The organism is Gilliamella sp. X-57 (assembly GCF_057063565.1).
Window position 1 is genome coordinate 1 of the sequence record NZ_JBXSQI010000006.1, and the last position, 21350, is coordinate 21350.

General features: G+C 36.0%; 19 protein-coding genes and 2 CRISPR repeat arrays. Of the genes, 6 read left to right on the forward strand and 13 right to left on the reverse strand.

Annotation, left to right across the window (positions count from 1 at the left end; genetic code table 11):
• Together ACYIAL_RS04040 and guaA are read right to left on the reverse strand one after the other, a co-directional pair.
• Positions 1 to 262: hypothetical protein (locus ACYIAL_RS04040; RefSeq protein WP_483751047.1), on the reverse strand; the 262-nt coding region annotated here is incomplete at its 3' end.
• Positions 263 to 1354: 1092 nt separating this feature from the next.
• Positions 1355 to 1689: a CRISPR direct-repeat array (repeat unit 30 nt; unit sequence CCTGTTCCCTATACACATAGGGATAAACCG).
• Between the two features lie 384 nt (positions 1690 to 2073).
• Positions 2074 to 3657, reverse strand: a complete 1584-nt coding sequence (guaA, locus tag ACYIAL_RS04045) for a glutamine-hydrolyzing GMP synthase (protein ID WP_483751048.1) — start codon at positions 3655 to 3657, stop codon at positions 2074 to 2076.
• Between the two features lie 271 nt (positions 3658 to 3928).
• On the opposite strand from guaA, the gene ACYIAL_RS04050 reads away from it, so the two are divergent.
• Positions 3929 to 4360 (forward strand): SRPBCC family protein, encoded by a 432-nt coding sequence (locus ACYIAL_RS04050; RefSeq protein WP_483751049.1) that lies wholly within the window; start codon positions 3929 to 3931, stop codon positions 4358 to 4360.
• A gap of 3 nt (positions 4361 to 4363) precedes the next feature.
• Positions 4364 to 4831, forward strand: coding sequence for a MarR family winged helix-turn-helix transcriptional regulator (locus tag ACYIAL_RS04055; RefSeq protein WP_483751050.1), 468 nt, complete (start codon positions 4364 to 4366; stop codon positions 4829 to 4831).
• Positions 4832 to 5054: 223 nt separating this feature from the next.
• Here ACYIAL_RS04055 and pta read toward each other — a convergent pair whose 3' ends face one another.
• Together pta and ACYIAL_RS04065 are read right to left on the reverse strand one after the other, a co-directional pair.
• Positions 5055 to 7205: a phosphate acetyltransferase gene (pta, locus tag ACYIAL_RS04060; protein WP_483751051.1), complete on the reverse strand. Its 2151-nt coding sequence runs from the start codon at positions 7203 to 7205 to the stop codon at positions 5055 to 5057.
• A 66-nt stretch (positions 7206 to 7271) separates the two neighbouring features.
• Entirely contained in the window at positions 7272 to 8477 is a 1206-nt protein-coding gene (locus ACYIAL_RS04065) for an acetate kinase (protein WP_483747438.1), read from the reverse strand.
• 194 nt (positions 8478 to 8671) lie between these two features.
• Here ACYIAL_RS04065 and yfbV point away from each other — a divergent pair, with 194 nt between their 5' ends.
• Both yfbV and priC read left to right on the forward strand, forming a co-directional pair.
• Positions 8672 to 9133, forward strand: a complete 462-nt coding sequence (yfbV, locus tag ACYIAL_RS04070) for a terminus macrodomain insulation protein YfbV (RefSeq protein ID WP_483751052.1) — start codon at positions 8672 to 8674, stop codon at positions 9131 to 9133.
• Positions 9134 to 9138: 5 nt separating this feature from the next.
• Complete coding sequence (priC, locus tag ACYIAL_RS04075) at positions 9139 to 9645, forward strand: primosomal replication protein PriC (protein ID WP_483751053.1); 507 nt, start codon at positions 9139 to 9141, stop codon at positions 9643 to 9645.
• Between the two features lie 298 nt (positions 9646 to 9943).
• On the opposite strand, the gene ACYIAL_RS04080 is transcribed toward priC, so the two are convergent.
• Positions 9944 to 10330, reverse strand: coding sequence for a hypothetical protein (locus ACYIAL_RS04080; protein WP_065637827.1), 387 nt, complete (start codon positions 10328 to 10330; stop codon positions 9944 to 9946).
• Positions 10331 to 10437: 107 nt separating this feature from the next.
• A complete protein-coding gene (locus tag ACYIAL_RS04085) occupies positions 10438 to 10656 on the reverse strand; it encodes a DUF7710 domain-containing protein (RefSeq protein WP_174796371.1) in 219 nt (72 codons plus the stop codon).
• A gap of 594 nt (positions 10657 to 11250) precedes the next feature.
• Here ACYIAL_RS04085 and cysK point away from each other — a divergent pair.
• Positions 11251 to 12216, forward strand: a complete 966-nt coding sequence (gene cysK, locus ACYIAL_RS04090; protein WP_174796370.1) for a cysteine synthase A — start codon at positions 11251 to 11253, stop codon at positions 12214 to 12216.
• Positions 12217 to 12309: 93 nt separating this feature from the next.
• On the opposite strand, the gene ruvB is transcribed toward cysK, so the two are convergent.
• Together ruvB and ruvA are read right to left on the reverse strand one after the other, a co-directional pair.
• Positions 12310 to 13314, reverse strand: a complete 1005-nt coding sequence (gene ruvB, locus ACYIAL_RS04095) for a Holliday junction branch migration DNA helicase RuvB (RefSeq protein WP_174796369.1) — start codon at positions 13312 to 13314, stop codon at positions 12310 to 12312.
• 13 nt (positions 13315 to 13327) lie between these two features.
• Positions 13328 to 13936, reverse strand: coding sequence for a Holliday junction branch migration protein RuvA (ruvA, locus tag ACYIAL_RS04100; RefSeq protein ID WP_174796368.1), 609 nt, complete (start codon positions 13934 to 13936; stop codon positions 13328 to 13330).
• 270 nt (positions 13937 to 14206) lie between these two features.
• Here ruvA and ACYIAL_RS04105 point away from each other — a divergent pair, with 270 nt between their 5' ends.
• Positions 14207 to 15013 carry a cold-shock protein gene (locus ACYIAL_RS04105; protein ID WP_483751054.1) on the forward strand — a complete coding sequence of 269 codons (807 nt, stop codon included), beginning with the start codon at positions 14207 to 14209 and terminating at the stop codon, positions 15011 to 15013.
• A gap of 65 nt (positions 15014 to 15078) precedes the next feature.
• On the opposite strand, the gene ACYIAL_RS04110 is transcribed toward ACYIAL_RS04105, so the two are convergent.
• From ACYIAL_RS04110 to ACYIAL_RS04130, 5 genes are all read right to left on the reverse strand, one after another.
• Positions 15079 to 15417, reverse strand: coding sequence for a YbaB/EbfC family nucleoid-associated protein (locus ACYIAL_RS04110; protein ID WP_160431306.1), 339 nt, complete (start codon positions 15415 to 15417; stop codon positions 15079 to 15081).
• 32 nt (positions 15418 to 15449) lie between these two features.
• Entirely contained in the window at positions 15450 to 17672 is a 2223-nt protein-coding gene (gene dnaX, locus ACYIAL_RS04115; RefSeq protein ID WP_483751055.1) for a DNA polymerase III subunit gamma/tau, read from the reverse strand.
• Between the two features lie 431 nt (positions 17673 to 18103).
• A CRISPR array of direct repeats spans positions 18104 to 18491; the repeat unit is 28 nt; unit sequence TTTCTAAACCGCCTACACGGCGGTGAAC.
• A 292-nt stretch (positions 18492 to 18783) separates the two neighbouring features.
• On the reverse strand, positions 18784 to 19248 hold the full coding sequence (locus ACYIAL_RS04120; protein ID WP_174796365.1) for a PNPOx family protein: 465 nt from the start codon (positions 19246 to 19248) through the stop codon (positions 18784 to 18786).
• Positions 19232 to 19840 (reverse strand): UbiX family flavin prenyltransferase, encoded by a 609-nt coding sequence (locus ACYIAL_RS04125; protein WP_065637834.1) that lies wholly within the window; start codon positions 19838 to 19840, stop codon positions 19232 to 19234. Before ACYIAL_RS04125 ends, ACYIAL_RS04120 begins: the two co-directional genes overlap by 17 nt.
• A 266-nt stretch (positions 19841 to 20106) precedes the next feature.
• Positions 20107 to 21315, reverse strand: a complete 1209-nt coding sequence (locus tag ACYIAL_RS04130; protein ID WP_483751056.1) for an aldose 1-epimerase family protein — start codon at positions 21313 to 21315, stop codon at positions 20107 to 20109.
• Positions 21316 to 21350 lie beyond the last annotated feature (35 nt).

Genomic DNA, 21350 nt, shown 5'->3' on the forward strand with positions numbered 1-21350 from the left:
TAACGGGATTAAAGGAGAAAGTCGATTTTTGATTAAGAAAGGAATCAGGCGATAAGGTTTTGTCAGTACTAGTAAAGGAGATAACATAACGCCAAGGCTGGTTTAACGACTCATCACCGTCGACATGCAAAACCGACATCGGCGCGCCCAGCCCGTCAACGGTTAAGGTATAGCGATTATGGCTAACCCCACTCAATCCCGCCATTAAATCGCCAAACCCGTCACCGAGCTGACCCAAAAGACGATTAAGTTCGTTTGACATGTTTTCCTCCCCCCTTATATCCAGTTTATAAAAATTAATCGGTGTTATTTTTAGTTATTTTTTTATTTAACACTGATATTTTATATCATTAAGTTTAAACAACAGACAATTGAACTAAAAATTGTACACTGTTTTAGTGTGAAATTTAATCTTTTAAAAAAAAATGTTAAATAAATATTATTTAATGTGAATAATTTCAGTTAGTTAAAACGGTAAGTGATAGCGGCTTAACGCCTTTGTTGAACAAGGGATTTAAGCAATCTTATTCTTTATCAAAAATAATTTATTAAATGATTGCATTTAAAAACACCTTTATTGAACAAGCAATGTAAACAACTTTATTCTTTCTCAATAAAATTTATTAAATCATTAAATTTAAAATAATTTCACGCTGAAACGGTATAGAATCCTGAATATTTTTAACAAAAATTACGCCTTTTTTAATAAAGAAATACCCCGATTTATTGCTAACTATGTTATAACTGTAAGAAATTTAAAAATTAATTGGTAGAATAACGGAAACGCGATAATCATGAAATGTAAATAACTCAATGTTTTCCTATATATTATTTATATCTTATCCTTTTATCACTGAATGCAAATAACAAACAGTTTAGTTAAAAAGCTATACATGATTTTAGTGTGAAATTTAATCTTTTTTAAAAAATGGTTAAATAAATATTGGTTAATATGAATTAGTTCTGTTAGTTATACCAGTATGTGGTAGCTGCTTAACGTCTTTGTTGAACAAGCAATTTAAGCAACCTGATACTTTATCAATAAAATTCATTAACTCATTAAATTTAAAATAATTTCACGCTGAAACGGTATAGAATCCTGAATATTTTTAACAAAAATTGTATTTTTTTAATAAAGAAATACCCTGTTTTATTGCTAACCATGTTATAACTATAAGAAATTTAAAGATTAATTGGTAGAATAAAAAAAGTGCAATATTTCCTATTTTATTTTTAATATTAATTTAATAAAAACAATGCATTATAAAATAATTGTTGTTTTAAGAATAATCAAAAAAGTTGGTAGAAATTTAAACTAAAATATTTTAATTATAAAACAAAATGTTATAATTGGTCTGTTCCCTATACACATAGGGATAAACCAATAATACAGAATGTGCAGCGGTGATTGCAGCCCTGTTCCCTATACACATAGGGATAAACCGCTACGGCGGTGTTGATGAAGAAACAGATGCGCCTGTTCCCTATACACATAGGGATAAACCGATTTCATTAACCTTAATAGCATCAACCACACCCTGTTCCCTATACACATAGGGATAAACCGTCATCAATTTCGACGCCTTTATCTGTTATCTGCTGTTCCCTATACACATAGGGATAAACCGTTTATCATTAGAGCAATTTGAAGGGCAATCAGCTGTTCCCTATGCACATAGGGATAAACCGCCCGATTTTGGGCTTTTTTAAAAAACACCCCACTGTCCCCTATAAAAATAGTTTTTTGCCTGTCATTACTGAATATGCTCAAAAGAATATATAGGTTGCATGTTTTTTCATTAGGTTAAGTATGCAGTCTTGACTATAACATGGGTATTTCTTAAAACTTTTGACAAAAATCAGTCACTTTTATTGATACAATTTGCATACTTTCTGATTTATTTATATTTAAATACTTTTGATCGTGGCAAATACTCTATTTTTTAGTGGTTTATTTTATAGAAATGGCTCCAACCAACTAGCTTCTCATTTTTGGTATTTATAAAATAAAAAAACAGCCTATTTTTAGACTGTTTTTTTTAAAATTTTCAAACCAGTTTTAGGAACGGTTAGCTATTCCCATTCTATAGTAGCTGGCGGTTTTCCGCTTATATCATATACGACACGAGAAATACCATTAACTTCGTTGATGATTCGATTGGATACTCGCCCTAAAAAGTCATAAGGTAAATGAGCCCAATGTGCGGTCATAAAATCGATGGTTTCAACAGCACGCAGTGAAACAACCCAGTCGTATTTGCGACCGTCACCCATTACGCCAACCGAACGTACTGGTAAAAATACGGTAAAGGCTTGGCTGACTTTGTGGTATAGATCAGCTTTATAAAGTTCTTCAATAAAAATAGCATCAGCTTGACGTAACAGGTCGCAATACTCTTTTTTAACCTCACCAAGTACTCGCACGCCTAAGCCTGGTCCTGGAAATGGGTGGCGGTAAAGCATGTCATAAGGTAAACCAAGTTCTAAACCCACTTTGCGGACTTCGTCTTTAAATAGTTCTCGCAAAGGTTCGACCAAGCCCATTTTCATATCTTCCGGTAAGCCACCAACATTATGATGTGATTTGATTACATGGGCTTTACCAGTATCAGCAGCGGCCGATTCAATAACATCAGGATAGATAGTGCCTTGAGCCAGCCATTTTACATCTTTTAATTTTGCTGCTTCTTCATCAAATACAGCAACAAATTCACGTCCAATAATTTTGCGTTTAGCTTCAGGATCAGCTTCACCTTTTAGTGCAGCTAAAAAGCGATCTTCGGCATTTACGGCAATAATGTTTAAGCCAAATTTATTACCAAACATGTCCATAACCTGTTGCGCTTCGTTCAAGCGTAATAAGCCATGATCAACAAATACACAAGTTAATTGATCGCCAATCGCTTGGTGCAATAACAATGCTGTAACAGAAGAATCCACTCCACCCGATAAACCGAGTAAGACTTTGTCATTGCCAACCTGTTCTTTAATTCGAGCAATAGCATCGGTAATAATTGAAGATGGCGTCCAAAGTTTTTCGCAGTGACAGATATCAATCACAAAACGTTGCAATAACTCGAAACCTTTAACTGTATGAGTCACTTCTGGATGGAATTGAACACCATAAAATTGTTTTTCGTCATTAGCCATAATAGCAAATGGGCAAGTTTCAGTATGGCCAATCAGAGTAAAACAGTCAGGCAAGGCTGTTACTTTGTCACCGTGACTCATCCAAACATCAAGTTGATGAATACCTTGTTGGCTTGTACTATCCAATATACCATCAGTTAATTTTGACGATCCCACAAGATCCACTTTAGCATAACCAAATTCACGTTGGTTAGAGCCGGTCACTTGACCACCCTTACCAACTTGAATGGCCATAGTTTGCATGCCATAACAGATCCCAAGCACGGGTACGCCAGCATTAAAGACATATTCTGGAGCTCGTGGGCTATTAGCTTCTGTGGTACTTTCTGGACCACCTGATAAAATAATACCTTTAGGATTAAATTGTTTAATTTTTTCTTCTGATACATCCCACGGCCAAAGTTCACAATACACACCAATTTCACGAATTCTGCGAGCAATTAATTGGGTAACTTGCGAACCAAAATCAAGAATTAAAATACGCTGCTGGTGGATGTCTTTTTTCATCAATTTTATTCCTAAACTATGAACTAATACAAAATTAGGCTGATATTGTACCATTTACCAATTAAATTGAGAGCATTAATTAAAAACAATTATAAATATTTTATATTATTAATAATTTTGAAATCATCTTATTACAAAGTCCAATATCTAGTCATCAAATTAACCTTGTAATAAGTCAACAAATCAAAAACTTGAATTTTCTTTACTTAATTAATAAGTAAACTTATAATAAGCAAACTTATAACAAGCTAACTTATTAAAAGGAGACACTATGAATACCATTTCAATTTCTTTCATATTACCAACCAAAGCTAAACCAACTCAAATTTGGCAATACTATACTGATCTTAATTTAAGAAAATTGTGGGAAACTGATCTTGAATACTTTCGTATATTTGGTGACTTAAAAACAGGGTCTAAAGGTATTTTCAAATTACAAAATATACCGGAAATGGAAGTGACTTTATCAAAGATTATTGATGAGCAAGAATTTACAGAACAATTTGATATGCCTGAAATAGGTTTATTGTTTTTCTCACATCAAATTATTGAAATATCGCATAATCAATATGCATTAAAATCAGAAATTTCTCTAAAACCGGATCCAAAAATGGATACTAAAGCATCCTATGATTTTATAAAACAGATTTCAGATGATATTATAGATAAAACTTACAAATTAAATGGCTTAGTTGAAGGGTAAATTATGACAAAGGACAATAAGTTTTTGACTCAATTCCAAACTGATTCTGAATCTATTGGTTTTATTTTTATGAAAACTTATTCGTCCTGGCATACGAATATCAAAAATTGCTTGAAAAAACAGTCTATCACTCATCCTCAATTTATAGTGCTTGCAACGCTTGCTTATCTATCACAGCAACCAGACGAAATAACACAAGTTATTTTATCAAATAAAACAAATATCGATGTGATGACAATTTCCCAAATATTAGAGAATTTAGAAAAAAAAGATTATATAAAACGCTCTTGCTCAATTAAAGATAGTCGAGCAAAATCCATTCAATTAACACAAAAAGGATTGAATAAAGCAAATGAAACTGTACCTTTGGTTGAACAAATAGATAAAGATTTTTTTTCAACATTACAAGGTGATAAAGAACACTTTATGGAAATGTTATTAACACTATTAAAAACCAACATGAAGGGATAACATCATTTATAAATTTTTATTATTTATTGTTTTTATCAACTTTGAATGCTTGGACTTGACTTAAAATAAGTTTTTGAAGACCTTGTCTCAAATTTCTAGAACAAAATACTTTAAAACTGAATCGTTATAACTCAACCTTTTAAAGCTCATTACTTGACTAAATTTAATTAAAAAAGGCGATATTACATCACCTTTTATCTATAGTTAGAACGTTTTGCTAAACTTATTTTGCAGCGTTTTGTTCCTGTGCTGATTGAATTGCGGTTAATGCAATGGTGTAGACAATATCGTCAACTAATGCACCACGAGACAAATCATTAACAGGTTTACGCATACCTTGTAGCATAGGACCAATCGAAACAAGATCCGCTGAACGTTGTACAGCTTTATATGTAGTATTACCTGTATTAAGATCAGGGAAGATAAATACTGTTGCTTTACCTGCTACTTGTGAATTTGGCGCTTTCGATTTTGCTACATCTGGCATTACCGCGGCATCATATTGCAATGGACCATCGATCATAAGATCTGGACGTTTTTCTTGAGCAATGCGAGTTGCTTCTTTCACTTTTTCAACATCAGCACCTTGACCCGAGCTACCTGTTGAGTAAGAGATCATCGCAACGCGTGGTTCAATACCAAAGGCGATTGCTGTATCAGCTGATTGAATCGCAATTTCGGCTAACTCTTGTGCATTTGGATCTGGATTAATTGCGCAGTCACCATAAATATACACTTGATCAGGCATTAACATAAAGAATACTGATGAAACCAGTGAACTACCCGGGGCAGTTTTAATTAATTGTAATGGTGGACGGATAGTATTAGCAGTTGTATGCACAGCACCTGACACTAAACCATCAACTTCATTTGCTTCAAGCATCATTGTACCAAGTACTACATTATCAGCTAGTTGCTCACGAGCAATTACTTCTGTCATACCTTTATTTTTACGTAATTCAACTAAACGAGGTACATATTTTTCACGAATTAATTCAGGATCAACAATTTCAACACCTTGACCTAAACTCACACCTTGAGAAGCGGCAACTTTACGCACTTCGTCCGGATTACCAATTAATACGCATTTAGCGATATTTCGCTCAGCACAAATTGCGGCTGCTTTAACTGTTCTTGGTTCATCACCTTCTGGTAATACCACTACTTTTTTCGCATTACGCGCAAGTTCAGTTAATTGGTAACGGAATGCAGGAGGAGACAGACGACGTGCAGAATTTACCACCTCATTTAATGATTTAACCCATTTAGCATCGATATGGTCAGCCACATAATTTTGGGTGTTTTCCATACGATCTTTATCATCAACAGGGATTTCTAAATTGAATTGTTGTAAATTAATTGACGTTTGGAAAGTGTTAGTTTTAACTGTAAATACAGGTAACCCTGTATCAAAAGCAGGTTGGCATAATTTTGCGATTTTTTCGTCGATTTCGTAACCACCAGTCAAAAGCACACCACCAATAGCCACACCATTCATAGCAGCTAGACTAATCGTCACTAATACATCAGCACGATCGGCAGAAGTCACTAACAGTGCATTTGGTTGTAGATGACTGATAATGTTAGGCACACTACGTGAGCAGAAAGATATATGTTTAATACGGCGGTTTTTGATATCACCTTCATTAATAATTTTTGCGTCAAAATGTTTAGCGATATCAATAGAACGACAAGCACTTAAATCCATATTCCAAGGAATACATCCAAGTACTGGCAATGGGCTATGTGCATTTAAATCATCGATAGTGATTTTTTTATCATCAAATTTAGGAGTGTGATAAATTTCAGCAACATCAGGACGAGCAAGGCTTTGTTCTTCAACTGGCGCATTAACTTTATTAACAATCACACCAACGATTTTTTCGTTTTTAATGCCACCAAAGTTAGATCGAGCAATTTCAATGCGATCTCTAAGTTGCTCTGGCGTATCTTTGCCCATATTGACCACAAAAATAATTTCGGCACCAAGCGTTTTAGCGATATTATTATTGAGTTCATTAGCAAAAGGATAATCAGACGTGGGTACAATACCTTCAACCAAAACAACATCAGCACCTTTCGTGTTTTCAGCATAAAGGGCTACGATTTCTTCCATTAACACATCTTGTTGATTTAAACCTAATAGGTTTTCAACATGGCTCATTTTAAGCGGTTTTAGTGTTGGGATTGAAGTGTTATGACTAACTAACGTTGTGGTATTGTCTGGCGCATCACCACCCGCTCTAGGTTGTGCTACTGGTTTGAACACGTTTAAGTTAATACCTTGACGCTCCATAGCTCGAATAACACCAAGACTCACACCCGTTAATCCAACATTGGTACCAGTAGGAATGAGCATAATAGTACGAGACATAATTGTTACCTCTTAATTCTTTTTATATAAAAAACAAACCGCCATTTAGGCGGTTTTAAATATTTATTACGCAGTTAGGCGCGCAGCATCTTGAGCAATAACAAGCTCTTCATTAGTTGGGATTACCATTGCAATAGCTGAACCATCTTTGGTGATTGTGCCACCTTTACCAAAACGTGCAGCTAAGTTACGCTCTTGATCAAGTTCAAAACCAAGAATAGTTAATTTTTGTAATGCCATACGACGCACTTCTTCAGCGTTTTCACCGATACCACCAGTAAAGATGATAGCATCTAAACGACCGTCTAAAAGCATTGCATAACCACCAATATATTTAACTAAACGGTGAACAAACACATCTAAAGCGTTTTTAGCGTTTTCATCTGTTTCGTAATTATCGGTAACATAACGACAGTCGCTACTTACACCAGTCAAACCTAATAAACCTGATTTTTTGTTTAAAAGATTATTAATATCAGCAACCGACATTTTTAAATTGTCGTGTAAGAAGAACATAATAGCTGGATCGATGTCACCACTTCGAGTCCCCATGACTAAACCTTCAAGTGGCGTTAAGCCCATTGAAGTTTCGACACATTTACCGTTTTTAACAGCAGTGATTGATGCACCATTGCCTAAGTGACAAGTGATCACATTTGTTTCTTCAACTGGTTTATTTAATAATTTGGCTGCTTGTTGGCTTACATAATAGTGACTTGTACCATGTGCGCCATAACGACGGATACCGTGTTCTGTGTATAATTCGTTCGGAATCGCGTATAAATAAGCTTCTTTTGGCATTGTAGTATGGAAAGCTGTATCAAAAACAGCCACATTTTTATTTTTTAAATGTGGAAACGCAGCAAATGCTTCACGAATACCAATTAAATGCGCAGGGTTATGTAATGGAGCAAAAGCAGCGGCATCTTCAATACCTTTTAAGACTGAATCATCAATCACAACTGACTTTGTATATTTTTCACCACCATGAACAATTCGATGACCAATAGACTTAATGCTGTCTAATAATTCTGGTTTTTGTGGGAAAATACTATTAACAATAAATTTAATGGCTTCACTATGTGCAGCGCCTGCACCTAAAGATGCTTCACCTTTAACGCCATCAAGTTTCCACTTAATACGTGCATCAGGCAGGTTAAAACATTCGGCTAATCCAGAAAGAAATTCATCACCGTTTTCAGGGTTTATAATAGCAAATTTTAATGATGAACTTCCGCAATTAAGAACAAGAGCGTTATTACTTGATGACATAGTAATTCCTATAGATTGAATAAAAAGATATATACCAATCAAAATTGGTAACTAAGCACATGATTTAAAATCAATGTGACTACGCTAAGGTGACTTCTGATATCTTACTTTTTGAGATAGAATAGAGAGAGTCCCCAATTTGAATGGTACTATTTTAAGATAATAAGAAGTGAATGTCGAGGAGTCACAAAAATATGAATCTAATAAACACATTTAAAGCTGGGCAAAGATATATGAAGCTTTGCCCAACTGACAAACAACTAGCGCATTCATTTCCTGAATTAAAAATCATTAACCTCATAAAAACCGCAACTCAATACGTACCCCCTATCGTTATTGGTTTGCTGGTTTGGCAATATTACATGCCAGCACAAATTGCGGTCACGGCAATAACAATACTATTTACCTTAAGCCTGCCACTACAGGGGATTTTTTGGTTAGGAAAACGTGCGTTATCGCCCCTACCCCTTAACTTAATTGACTGTTATAACCAGTTAAAAACAAAATTAATAGCTAAAAAAATCATCACTGAAAATAGTATACAAAATAACAAATTGACATTTGAAGCATTTATGAAACTTATCAATCTAGCCAAATTGCATTTAGGCGATTATTTTGGCCAAGATGATGATACTCCACCTTATAACGAAGACTAACTGCAATGGCAAATTTACTCACTACACTACAAAAACAAATTGACCAATTAGAACAACAAGTTCATTTGGCTAACGAACAGAAATTTAAAGAGCCTTATTTTGACGAACAACTTTTTCATACCAATAAAATTGTCACAGATAAAACGTTTTACCTTGAAAAAATCAAACAAACGTATCAAGCATTAGTCGCAAATATCGAATCAGAAAAAATCGAGCAAATTACTTTTTTATCAGAAACATTAGTCAACCAAATGGCTGCCCTAACGCGCGAACTTGCCACCCATAACTTGCGCCAAAAAGAACCCAAAGCCATTATTGAAGAAACCCTAGCCCAAAAACACATGCGCCATTTAGATTATTTGCGCCGATTACAAGAAATGAAATACGAGCTAGAACTATCGCAAGACGTCATCAACCAAAGCAAAATAGCCGCACTTGATAACCGAATTTACCGTTGTGAACAGGCGATTAAGAAGATTGAATTAGAAATTGAAAATGATATTGATGGATAAATTTATATTAAACTTGATGATAAAATACAGCTAAGCACCACCTATAAGCGTATATTAGTATATAGACAAATCAGATCGACAAAAACCTGTTACAAAATCCATTAACTCTAAAATCACCTCTTCATTATTCGTATATCTTAATTTTTGCAAACATGCATACATGCAATCTTTTGATATACCTTTATTTTTGAAATAGACCAGTGTTTTTCTAATGTCTAATAGGTTGTGATTTTCAGATATTTGTTGTGCGATACAATCCATAAATATTTGTTGATAAAGCATGTTATCATTCAGGTTTTTATCCACTAATGATTACCTTTACCGAACTGTTTAAAAAAATGTTGTTAATATATGTTATTAACAACGTTTTATCAATTTCACTAAATTCAATAATCATTTTTTTAGCCCGTACTTGTTCGGTGTTATGCTTATTTATCTCTATGGTAAGTATGTTTGCTTTCAAAACAATACGTTTAATTGCTTTAGCCACTTCCATCCCAGTTAGATGAGTTTGAATACCGATTGATTCATCTACATCATCCTCATCATATCGAGATAAGATTAAGTAATGGTTGGGAGATATTGGATCGTCACTGATGCCAATAATAAACACCTCATTTTCGGTATAACAGTTAATAGTATTTGCTAAAAATTTTATTTCACTATTCGTTATATTTTCTTTCATGTCGTGTTTCTTGATAACATTTACATCAGTGCTTGTAATTATCTACTCTTAACATTATCCAAAATAGAATGATTTAAACAACCTTAGCCTAGTTATTTACTATAATTTTATCTAATACCTTTTTGGTAATGATAGTGTTCAAGCATTTGCTCATTATTTTGTATACACCAATCATAACCACCAATATCTATTGGCATTTTAGTTAAAACGCCAGTTAACTTATTAAGCTTTACCCAGTTATCTGCATTTTCAAGAGACGAAAATACCGCAGACACCATTGAAATGTCATCTCGCTTAAAAACCCACACCCAACGATATTCTTTCATACTATTTCACCTAATAACTCATCTATTCATTTTCCAACTTAGTAAAGATAACCTTCCAAATAGTCACACATAATTTTATATACAAATTTGTCTTTATGCTAATAAACCGTCTTGGGTTGAATCTTTTTCAATAATCTACTTATATATACTCTTTTATTTAAAAGCATCTTGATTGATACTCCCCATAAAGAAAATTTTTAATAAAATCGCTGCTAGTTTTCATTCACTGTAAATATTCGAACTAAATACCGTCTTATTCCTAATGCAATCTCGTATAAATAGATTGCATTGCTTTATTCTACAACATGTAAACGGTATGTTTTTTATATTCAAAGTAACAATTGATTTTATTTAAAAGCAAGTTAATTGTTTAAGCTAAAAACGATCATTCTCACTCATCACTTCTACTTATATTATAACCAATAGCAACTTTACTTAACTATTGATATTCAAAAATAGACATTATTCTTATACCCAAAATGAATATTGTTATAATGATTAATTAGTACCATCTTTTTTCGTTCTATTTATAATAAGTGTTATTAGCAAAACAACGCCATGCTATTTCCTATAGCAATTAACAAGGATTCTAATATGAGTAAAATATTTGATGATAATTCACAAACCATTGGTCATACTCCGCTGGTTCGTTTAAAACACTTTGGTCATGGCAATATATTAGCTAAAGTTGAATCGCGCAACCCCAGCTTTAGTGTTAAATGTCGCATTGCATCTAACATGATTTGGGATGCCGAAAAACGTGGTTTATTAACTTCTGATGTTGAATTAATCGAACCAACAAGCGGTAATACAGGTATTGCGCTAGCGGCAGTTGCTGCTGCTCGTGGCTATAAATTAACTTTAACCATGCCTGAAAGCATGAGCATTGAACGTCGAAAACTGCTAAAAGCCTTAGGTGCGAATTTAATTTTAACTGAAGCAGCTAAAGGGATGAAAGGCGCAATCGAAAAAGCCGAAGAAATCGTGGCAAGTGATCCTAAAAAGAACCTCATGCTACAACAATTTAGTAATCCTGCTAACCCAGAAATCCACGAAAAAACAACAGGACCGGAAATATGGCAAGATACCAATGGTCAAATCGATATTTTTATTGCTGGTGTCGGAACGGGCGGCACATTCACTGGCGTAACGCGTTACATCAAAAAAACACAAGGCAAAAATATTACTGCGGTTGCCGTTGAACCCACCAATTCACCCGTCATTAGCCAAGCACTAGCAGGCGAAACTATTAAGCCTGGACCGCATAAAATTCAGGGCATTGGAGCTGGTTTTATTCCTACAAATCTTGATTTAAGTTTAATTGATATAGTTGAAAAAGTATCAAACGAAGACGCTATCGAAACAGCTCGCGAATTGATGGAAAAAGAAGGTATATTAGCTGGGATATCATCGGGTGCTGCCGTTTTTGCTGCGGATCGCTTAGCAAAATTACCTGAATATGCCAACAAAACCATTGTGGTGATTTTGCCATCTTCTGGCGAGCGTTATTTAAGTACCGATTTATTTAGTGGTATTTTTACTGAAAAAGAACTCGGTTAAGTAAAAATTAGTAATATAAAATTAGTAATAAAAAAACGTGATTTATCCAATAATCACGTTTTTTATTAACATTAAATCGCTCTCAACCTTTACCTAATTATCCTGAATAATGCCAAAATGGCGATACGCATGTGGTGTTGCGATTCTGCCACGCGGTGTTCGTTGAATATAACCTTGTTGAATTAAAAACGGTTCGAGCACATCTTCTATCGTTTCACGCTCTTCACCAATTGCAGCGGCAATATTATCTAATCCAACTGGACCGCCCATAAATTTTTCGATAATAGCTAGCAACAATTTGCGGTCCATATAATCAAAACCCTCATTATCAACATCAAGCATATCTAGCGCTTGAGTTGCGATTTTTTTGTCGATAATCCCTTTTGATTTTACATCAGCATAATCGCGTACACGGCGCAAAAGACGATTGGCAATTCGCGGTGTACCACGAGAACGTTTAGCAATTAAATGTGCACCTTCATCTGACAAATCCATACCTAAAAATTTAGCGCTACGGCTAACAATATATTCTAAATCCTCAACTCGATAAAACTCAAGGCGCTGCACAATACCAAAGCGATCTCGCAGTGGCGAAGTTAACGAACCGGCGCGAGTTGTTGCACCAATTAATGTAAAAGGAGGAAGATCGATTTTGATTGAACGCGCTGCAGGTCCTTCGCCAATCATAATATCTAATTGGTAGTCTTCCATTGCGGGGTATAAAATTTCTTCAACTACAGGGGAAAGTCGGTGGATTTCGTCAATAAACAGCACATCGTTAGGCTCTAAATTGGTCAGCATGGCAGCTAAATCGCCGGCCTTTTCTAATACAGGGCCTGATGTAGTGCGTAAATTAACATTCATTTCGTTGGCCACAATATTGGCTAACGTTGTTTTACCAAGTCCTGGAGGGCCAAATATAAGCACATGGTCGAGCGCATCATGACGCTGTTTAGCGGCTTGAATAAAGATTTTCATCTGCTCGCGAACTTGCGGTTGACCTATGTATTCGTCCAAATATTTAGGACGAATTGCACGATCTAATGATTCTTCTTCTTTTTGCACTTGTGGGGCAATTAAACGATCCGCTTCAATCATAATCAATCCCTATTTATAATGCTGATTTTAAGGCTTCACGAATCAGCGTTTCGCAATCCATGTCAGGAATAATCACTTTATTAATAATACGGCTAGCTTCTTGTGGTTTGTAACCTAATGCAATTAAAGCCGAAACCGCCTCACTTTCAATTTGATTAGCCGTTTTTTGAATGCTACCTATTTCAACAGTCGAGCTAGGACTTGACGATTGTTCACCAAAATGTTTAATGCGATCTTTCATTTCAACAATTAACCGCTGTGCAGTTTTATTGCCCACGCCCGGCAGTTTAACTAAGGTTTTAATTTCACCTTGTTCAACAGCACTAATAAATTGCGACGCTGACATGCCTGATAAAATGGCTAATGCCAATTTAGGCCCCACGCCATTAACTTTAATGAGTTCACGAAACAATTCACGCTCTTGTTCTTGATTAAAACCATACAACACTTGCGCATCCTCACGCACGGCAAAATGGGTTAACACAATGACTTCTTGCCCGTTTTCGGGCAATTCATAAAAACAGGTCATCGGCATAAACACGTCATAACCAACGCCAGCGACTTCAATCAGCACTTTAGGGGGTTGCTTTTCAATAATGGTGCCACGTAAACGACCAATCACAATATATCCTTAATAATAAAGCGTAACAAATAAGCAAATAATAAGGTGTAGTTTACCTGATAGCAAAAAAATAATAAAGAAAAACTGTATAAATAGACAGTTAAATCAAATATTAATTACAGCAAATATCATTTAACTAAATGATATATGGAACAAATTTATATATAATACTGGTAAAAATGGCCGATTTGTTTATAGCGTTGTAATTATTCAATAATCAAAAATGATGTTTTAAAGTCATAATTTATTCCATTAAGGAGCGTTAGATATATGATTAGTCAGATAAAAAAACTTTGTAAAGATAAAAATAATGAAGATGCCTATTATGGATTTATAAGAGCTTTGGATGAAGGAAAGGATTATTATTTTGCTAAAAAGGATTTTGATAATTTACCTATAGAAGAAATAGAAATAGGCCTACGAGTGGCATTTACTGCGAATGAAAAAGATTCAGGTCAACGATTTGCAACAAATATCAAAATTATCAAAGATCAAGCAACAGAAAACAGTGAACAGAGTTTGTCTGATAATAAATCTTTGGCAAATAAAATTGATGTCAAAGGCTATCAAACACTTTTAATAAATTCAGTCCAACAGATCAAATACATTGATGATCCACTAGCGTTTGAAGACTCAGTCTTCAATTTATTAAAAGTGATTGGTTTAAACAAAATATTTCAATTTGATCGTGATAATCAAGCGGGTAAGGCCGATGGTTTTTTTATTATCGAAAATTTAGCTGTAATGTATGACTGTACGCTACAAAAAAACTTTGAATCGTTTAAAGAAGAACAAATAGAAAACTACATCAATAAACTGAACCAAAAAGCACAATTAACCTTCAACATTAAAAAAAATGACGGCGGAATCACCCCTAAAACGATTCCATTAACGGGCAAAAATAAACAAGTTTGGATCATTACCAAAGGAGAAAGCAAGGAGATAAGCGATTTTGATAATGTAAAAGTCAAAGAAATTTCGATATATGATTTGTGTGAAATTTACAAAAAGCGGTTAAGCGATATTACTTATGATAATGAAAAATTAGTAAACGATTTTATTTTTATTGGAAAATAATTTTGGCGAAAAAAGCGGAAAGGAAATATGATTGCCTTTCCGCCTACTGTCAAAATAATCTACGCTTAAAACGGCATTTTAAAACCTGGTGGTAATTGCATTCCACCAGTAACTTGTGCCATTCTTTCTTTTTGTGCATCATCTAAACGACGAGCCGCATCGTTATAAGCCGCAGCAATAAGATCTTCTAACATCTCTTTATCATCTTCAGTCATAAGTGACGGATCGATTTCAACACGTTTGCAATTATGTGTACCATTAACCGTTACTTTAACTAAACCTGCACCCGATTCGCCTGTCACTTCTAATTTAGCGATCTCTTCTTGGGCTTGTTGCATTTTTGCTTGCATTTGTTGGGCTTGTTTCATTAAATTACCCAAACCACCTTTTCCACCTGAAAACATAATAATTCCTCGTTAAAAAAATATCGCCATGATTATACAGGACGAACACTTGATTCATCAATCTTGGCATCAAAATATCGACAAATTGTTGCCACTTTTGGATCTTCGGCAATAGTTATCTTTGCTTGCGCTAGTTTTTGTTGATATAACGCTTCACGCATTTCAATGGGCGTTTTATAGTCTTGATTATCATCAACAATAATCTTTACATTAAGCTCTTGCTTGCGATGTTCACAAAGTGCTTTTTGCACTTTAGCCACATTATTGGCCGAATTAATCAAATGTTTAACGGCTGAACGCAGATGTAACACAATAGTGTTATTGTCGATCTGTTCAAACCCAGAGTTGACCGCAATTTGCTTAATCAAAGGTGACAAATCTAATTGCTCAATTTCGGCACACCACGCATCTTTTTGTGCCATTTCGTCAATCAATTTTTTTGCCATTTCGGGGGTTTTATCACCGTTAAGTGATTCACGAAAAGCTTTGGTATTCACCACTAGCTCTTCTTTCATGGCAATCAAACCACTGGCTTGCCATTGATAGTTTTCGGCGGTGATTTCTTCTTTGTCATCATCGCCACCACTATCGTGGCTATCAGCATTGGCATCACCTACGATCGCGACGTTCTGTTTAATTCTTGTGAGTGATTCACGCATGACCGAACTTTTTGGTTGAATCTTATCAACCGATTCAGACTTTTTTGAATTTTGTTCCCCTTTCATCAACTGCATACGCATTTCTAAAACACTTTTAGTTATCGACGAAACTTCATCGGGAATCGCTAGCTCATCCGTTGCAGTTTTGCCATCAGCTACTTGTTCCATTGTTGATGGCGCAACGGGTGCCAAATTATTTGTGTCTTGGGGCTGGCTTTTCACCTTGGATGTTAACGATGAACTAGCCACAACTTGTTGTGATATAGCTGATTTATGGGTATTAACCGGCTGGTTCACAGTTGAACTTGTAGCGCGAATGGGCTGGGATTGTTGAATATGAGGTTGATTTTCAACCTGATGATTAACTTCTACTTGCTTTGGAATATTTGTATGCTCAACGGCTTGAACTTGCGATTGCCGTTCGGGCTGTGCTTTGGTTTGGGATTGCACCTGTTGCGACCTATTGCCTTGGACAGACGCCGAACTAACCACAGCCGGCACCGCATCAACCGCCTTTGGCATAAAAGCCAAAGCGCGTAAAAAGCTCATTTCGACGCCAATTTTTTTATCGGGCGAAAAAGCAAGTTCTTTACGCCCCATTAACAAAATTTGATAAAACAACTGCACATCGTTAGGTGCCATATATTGCGCCAAAAAACGAATTCGCTCTTCGTTATCGGTATAATCCCCCAATGCGGTTGGCACCACTTGCAATAACGCAATTTGATGCAATAAAGTAATGGTTTCGGCTAACAAATTATCCCAATCAACACCTTGCACAGCGGCGGCTTGAATTTGTTGCATTAGGGCATTACCCTCACCATTATGCAATGCTTCAACAATAGCAAACGGAATCGACTTATCAAGCGTGCCAAGCATAACCGCCACCGATTCGGCATCGACCTTACCATTACCAAGGGCAATGGCTTGATCGGTCAAACTTAGCGCATCGCGCATACTGCCATTAGCAGCTTTAGCTAATAACGCAATGGCTTTAGCATCGCTGTTGATTTGTTCTAATTGCAAAATATGCTCAAGTTGCTGTCCAATTAATGCGGTATCAAGCACATTTAAATGCAAATGCAAACAGCGTGACAATATTGTTATAGGTAATTTTTGTGGATCAGTAGTCGCCAATAAAAACTTAACATGCTCAGGTGGCTCTTCTAGGGTTTTAAGAAGTGCATTAAAGCTACTACGCGATAGCATATGTACTTCGTCAATCAAATAAACCTTAAAGCGCCCCTTGCTTGGTAAATATTGAATGTTATCAAGGATTTCACGCGTATCTTCAACCTTGGTGCGCGAGGCCGCATCAATTTCGAGCAGATCAACAAATCGTCCTTGCTCAATATCGCGACAATTATCACAAACTCCACACGGCGTTGCGGTAATGCCCGTTTCGCAATTTAACCCTTTTGCTAACAAACGGGCAATCGAGGTTTTACCCACACCTCGCGTGCCCGAAAACAGATAAGCATGATGAACCCGCCCAAGCGAAAGCGCATTAGACAGAATTTTTAGGACGTGCTGCTGCCCTACAACTTCAGAAAATGATTTTGGTCGCCATTTGCGTGCTAAAACTTGATAACTCATCATCACCATAACTTATTGCCATTGAATTTGGCACTAATCATACCATAAACAGGCAAAATAGTCTTTATACGGTCAATAATCGATGCAATATTAAACAACACAAATCAACTTACAAGAGTCTTAGTTCGGTTATACAGCACAACTAGAATTTATTTCTGACAAATATAACCCAGCGCCCCTTATTTGACGTGCTAACCTTACTCAATTGTCGGCTCACTCTGACACCGATTAATGGCAATATTAACCTCTGGCTGTTATAAAAGCGGTATCTTCCCCCCCTCTCTATAGAATTGTTTATACAGGGCACTGATTTTGTTTGTTTTTTTATTTTTATATAAATCAATAAGTTATATCATGATTTCTGCTTTTTTGAGACTTACCGCCTATACGGCGGTGAACTGGCTTATCCGTTCATCAACTTTGTTAGAAAATTTCTAAACCGCCTACACGGCGGTGAACCCCCCCCTCCCCGTGCAACAGAAGCGGAGCAACTTTCTAAACCGCCTACACGGCGGTGAACCTTGTAAGTTCAAACCATGGCCGGCACTGTCATTTCTAAACCGCCTACACGGCGGTGAACAATGCGTGAAGTGGTTAAAAAGATGCCTAATTTTTCTAAACCGCCTACACGGCGGTGAACAATAGCAATTAATAAACAAAGAAAAGCGTTAATTTCTAAACCGCCTACACGGCGGTGAACCATAAAGCCAACCCTGTACTGTTACGCTAATATTTCTAAACCGCCTACACGGCGGTGAACTCGGCTATGACCCATCACACACTGGGGATATTTTCTAAACCGCCTACACGGCGGTGAACTAGAAGCCGATATACTATAAACCTTGTTTGGCAAAAGGCAAATAGGATTTTTGTTTTCAAAAACCCTTTTTTATAAGACATTTTTAATTTATTGTTTTTATTGATTTTAATTTTTTGATTAAAAAAAGGGTTGGCTGGATTTTGGCTGTTTCGATAATGTGTCAATTTAGCCATTAAAAGATATTCAGATATCGCATTGATTTAAATTAACTTTGATCTTGTTGTTTTTAAGGCAAGATAGTCCCCTTATATCCCTTCCCAAAAACCACACCATAACTAACAGGAGAGTACACTAAAAATTATTCTCGCCTTTTAGCCAATGAATTTTCCTACCAAACCCCAATAAATTACTTGTCATCTTTATATGTTGCAACTGCAATGACCAAATTGGTGCTTTTATCACCCTTGCAAAGGGAAATGCCTGATAATATAACCTATAAGCATGTACGGCTTGCTCTTTTTGTAAAAGCGTTGCTGTGGCTTGAAATTGGATACCTTGGATTTGTGCAACTGTTTTAGGGATTATGTTAATCGTACCTGCAACCTGCGGATGCTTTAACATGGCTTTGGCATGATCGGTTTTTAATTCGGAAAGCAGATACAAATTCATTAACTTTTCATCAAACACATAAAAGGTATTACATGCCCAGAGATTGTCGTCAGGCAAGATAACGCTAAGCGATAATACATGCTGTTTTTTGATAAATTTGATGATTTTAGGATCGACTTGCATGATATCTTTAGGCTCTACTGGCATTATTCGGTTTAGTGTTCAGGTGCAAATCTTCGCCCCAACGTGGCAGGGACGGGATATCAATGCCAAATAAATCAAGTGCTCTGGCGACACTGTGGGTAATAATATCATCAATGCTAGCAATATGCTGATATAGTGCTGGCACCGGTGGGCAAATTACACCGCCCATAAGTGTGACTGTTTCCATATTTTTTAGATGAGCTAAATTTAGGGGCGACTCACGAACCATTAATACCAAGCGGCGGCGCTCTTTTAAAACAACATCAGCAGCACGGGTGAGTAAATTATCTGATAATCCCTGTGCAATAGAAGCAAGTGTTCGCATTGAACAAGGTGTAATTAGCATACCCATGGTTTTAAACGATCCACTTGCTATGGCTGCGCCAATATTGTTGACAGGATAGACTTTGTCAGCCAGTGATTCAATTTGCGCTAAGCTGGTGTTGGGCACTTCGTAAGCGCGCGTTATTTGTGCCGCTTTTGATATAACTAAATGTGTTTGAATATCAAGCGGTTTTAAAAGCTCTAACGCTTTTATCCCATAAGCAAAACCAGTTGCCCCACTAATGCCAATAATTATTCGCTGCGTTGCCATGTCTATCTCTATATTAATATCAAATTACAATAAAAATCATTAATCATTATGTTAAGCAGTCGCCAAATGAAACCTTATTTTAATAATAAGCCATATGAAAGCTAGCTATAAAGTAGACGACTATACCTATCTATTGGTAGCGAATCAAGTAGCTGATGGCTACTTGCATGGCTATTACATTAATAATAAGTAAATTAAGGAATGATGGATTAGCATATTTGATTATGTTTATGGCTATCAATCTATTGATAGCCATTTGTAATGGCTTACTCTTTAGCCATGGGTTCATTAACTACTTTGGTTTCTTGGTTACCTTGAATAGCTTTGATTTTTTGCTCATATTTTGTGACAGCATCTTTGCTAGACAATAAACTATAAGTTAAGGTAAATTCTGTACTTTGCCCTGGCTCTAACTGACGAACACGTTTTTGCTCACGTTCGATAGTTACTGGATAAGCAAAACTGGTGCCTGGCTCTAAGCCTGTAACATAGCCTTGTTTAAGGGTATCGGTGTTTTTCCATAATGATAGTACGGGTAACTGTTTAGTATTAAAGGCAATACCTGCGGCCTTATCACCCAATTTATTGGTTACCATCACCTGTGTTTGACCATTTTCATCAGCAAACGGATAGACATTAAATACCATTTCGTCAAAGCCTTTTGTTGGACCTAGATAAGTTTGCCATGTATTAATCCCCCCTTTCGCATAGTCGTTAAATGGTGAGATTTCCTTAACTGGGGCAACAAACCTTGCGCCTTCTTCAAGAATCGGCGTACCAAAATTACTATGATAGATGATCTGATAATCGCGGGTATAATCACTCTTATTGGTGACAACATCATGAACCGTAAATTCTTGACTTCCTGGTACATAACTTAGTGATGCCCAAGTTTCGAGATTGCTTTTTTTGAAAGTATTTTCTTTAATTAACCCCTTAACCGTTATGGTGTAGGGTGCCTTGTCAGATACATTCACAATGAGTTTAGAGACCGGCGTATTTTGAGCTCGACCGTGTAAGGTATACATCATACCATCAGCTTGCGCTGCATGACCTGTCCATTCAAAACCACAGCGAACCATCATTTCGTTAAAGCCATCTAGCCATCCAATCCCACCACGACTTTCTAAGTTGATATATTTAGGATTGACAACTTCATTTACCGGTGAGTCCCATCCCATACGGATACCATCACCAACAACAGACAAGATACCTAATCCTCGTGTTGGAATTAATTTAATCGTGAAATTATCACTAGAAATCGTTAGAAGTTCGGTTCCATCTTGTTTACCGCCTTTAAGTACGGTATTTTGAATAGTGAATTTTTGACCGTTAACACCTAAATCTTGGCTTGAAACCGACCAATTACCTTTGGCGATATCTTTTTCGTTATCAGTTAATACAAATTCTTTAGCATTGGCGTTATAACTAGCCAAACTAAGTATTACAGCTAATGAAACAATTTTGATTTTCATGGTGATCCCTCATGGTTAACAAAATAGCACTGAAT

Excerpts from the sequence above, each read along its gene's own strand:
- guaA (WP_483751048.1), bottom strand. The coding sequence starts at position 3,657 with ATGAAAAAAGACATCCACCAGCAGCGTATTTTAATTCTTGATTTTGGT.
- ACYIAL_RS04050 (WP_483751049.1), top strand. The coding sequence starts at position 3,929 with ATGAATACCATTTCAATTTCTTTCATATTACCAACCAAAGCTAAACCA.
- ACYIAL_RS04055 (WP_483751050.1), top strand. The coding sequence starts at position 4,364 with ATGACAAAGGACAATAAGTTTTTGACTCAATTCCAAACTGATTCTGAA.
- pta (WP_483751051.1), bottom strand. The coding sequence starts at position 7,205 with ATGTCTCGTACTATTATGCTCATTCCTACTGGTACCAATGTTGGATTA.
- ACYIAL_RS04065 (WP_483747438.1), bottom strand. The coding sequence starts at position 8,477 with ATGTCATCAAGTAATAACGCTCTTGTTCTTAATTGCGGAAGTTCATCA.
- yfbV (WP_483751052.1), top strand. The coding sequence starts at position 8,672 with ATGAATCTAATAAACACATTTAAAGCTGGGCAAAGATATATGAAGCTT.
- priC (WP_483751053.1), top strand. The coding sequence starts at position 9,139 with ATGGCAAATTTACTCACTACACTACAAAAACAAATTGACCAATTAGAA.
- ACYIAL_RS04080 (WP_065637827.1), bottom strand. The coding sequence starts at position 10,330 with ATGAAAGAAAATATAACGAATAGTGAAATAAAATTTTTAGCAAATACT.
- ACYIAL_RS04085 (WP_174796371.1), bottom strand. The coding sequence starts at position 10,656 with ATGAAAGAATATCGTTGGGTGTGGGTTTTTAAGCGAGATGACATTTCA.
- cysK (WP_174796370.1), top strand. The coding sequence starts at position 11,251 with ATGAGTAAAATATTTGATGATAATTCACAAACCATTGGTCATACTCCG.
- ruvB (WP_174796369.1), bottom strand. The coding sequence starts at position 13,314 with ATGATTGAAGCGGATCGTTTAATTGCCCCACAAGTGCAAAAAGAAGAA.
- ACYIAL_RS04105 (WP_483751054.1), top strand. The coding sequence starts at position 14,207 with ATGATTAGTCAGATAAAAAAACTTTGTAAAGATAAAAATAATGAAGAT.
- ACYIAL_RS04110 (WP_160431306.1), bottom strand. The coding sequence starts at position 15,417 with ATGTTTTCAGGTGGAAAAGGTGGTTTGGGTAATTTAATGAAACAAGCC.
- dnaX (WP_483751055.1), bottom strand. The coding sequence starts at position 17,672 with ATGAGTTATCAAGTTTTAGCACGCAAATGGCGACCAAAATCATTTTCT.
- ACYIAL_RS04120 (WP_174796365.1), bottom strand. The coding sequence starts at position 19,248 with ATGCCAGTAGAGCCTAAAGATATCATGCAAGTCGATCCTAAAATCATC.
- ACYIAL_RS04125 (WP_065637834.1), bottom strand. The coding sequence starts at position 19,840 with ATGGCAACGCAGCGAATAATTATTGGCATTAGTGGGGCAACTGGTTTT.
- ACYIAL_RS04130 (WP_483751056.1), bottom strand. The coding sequence starts at position 21,315 with ATGAAAATCAAAATTGTTTCATTAGCTGTAATACTTAGTTTGGCTAGT.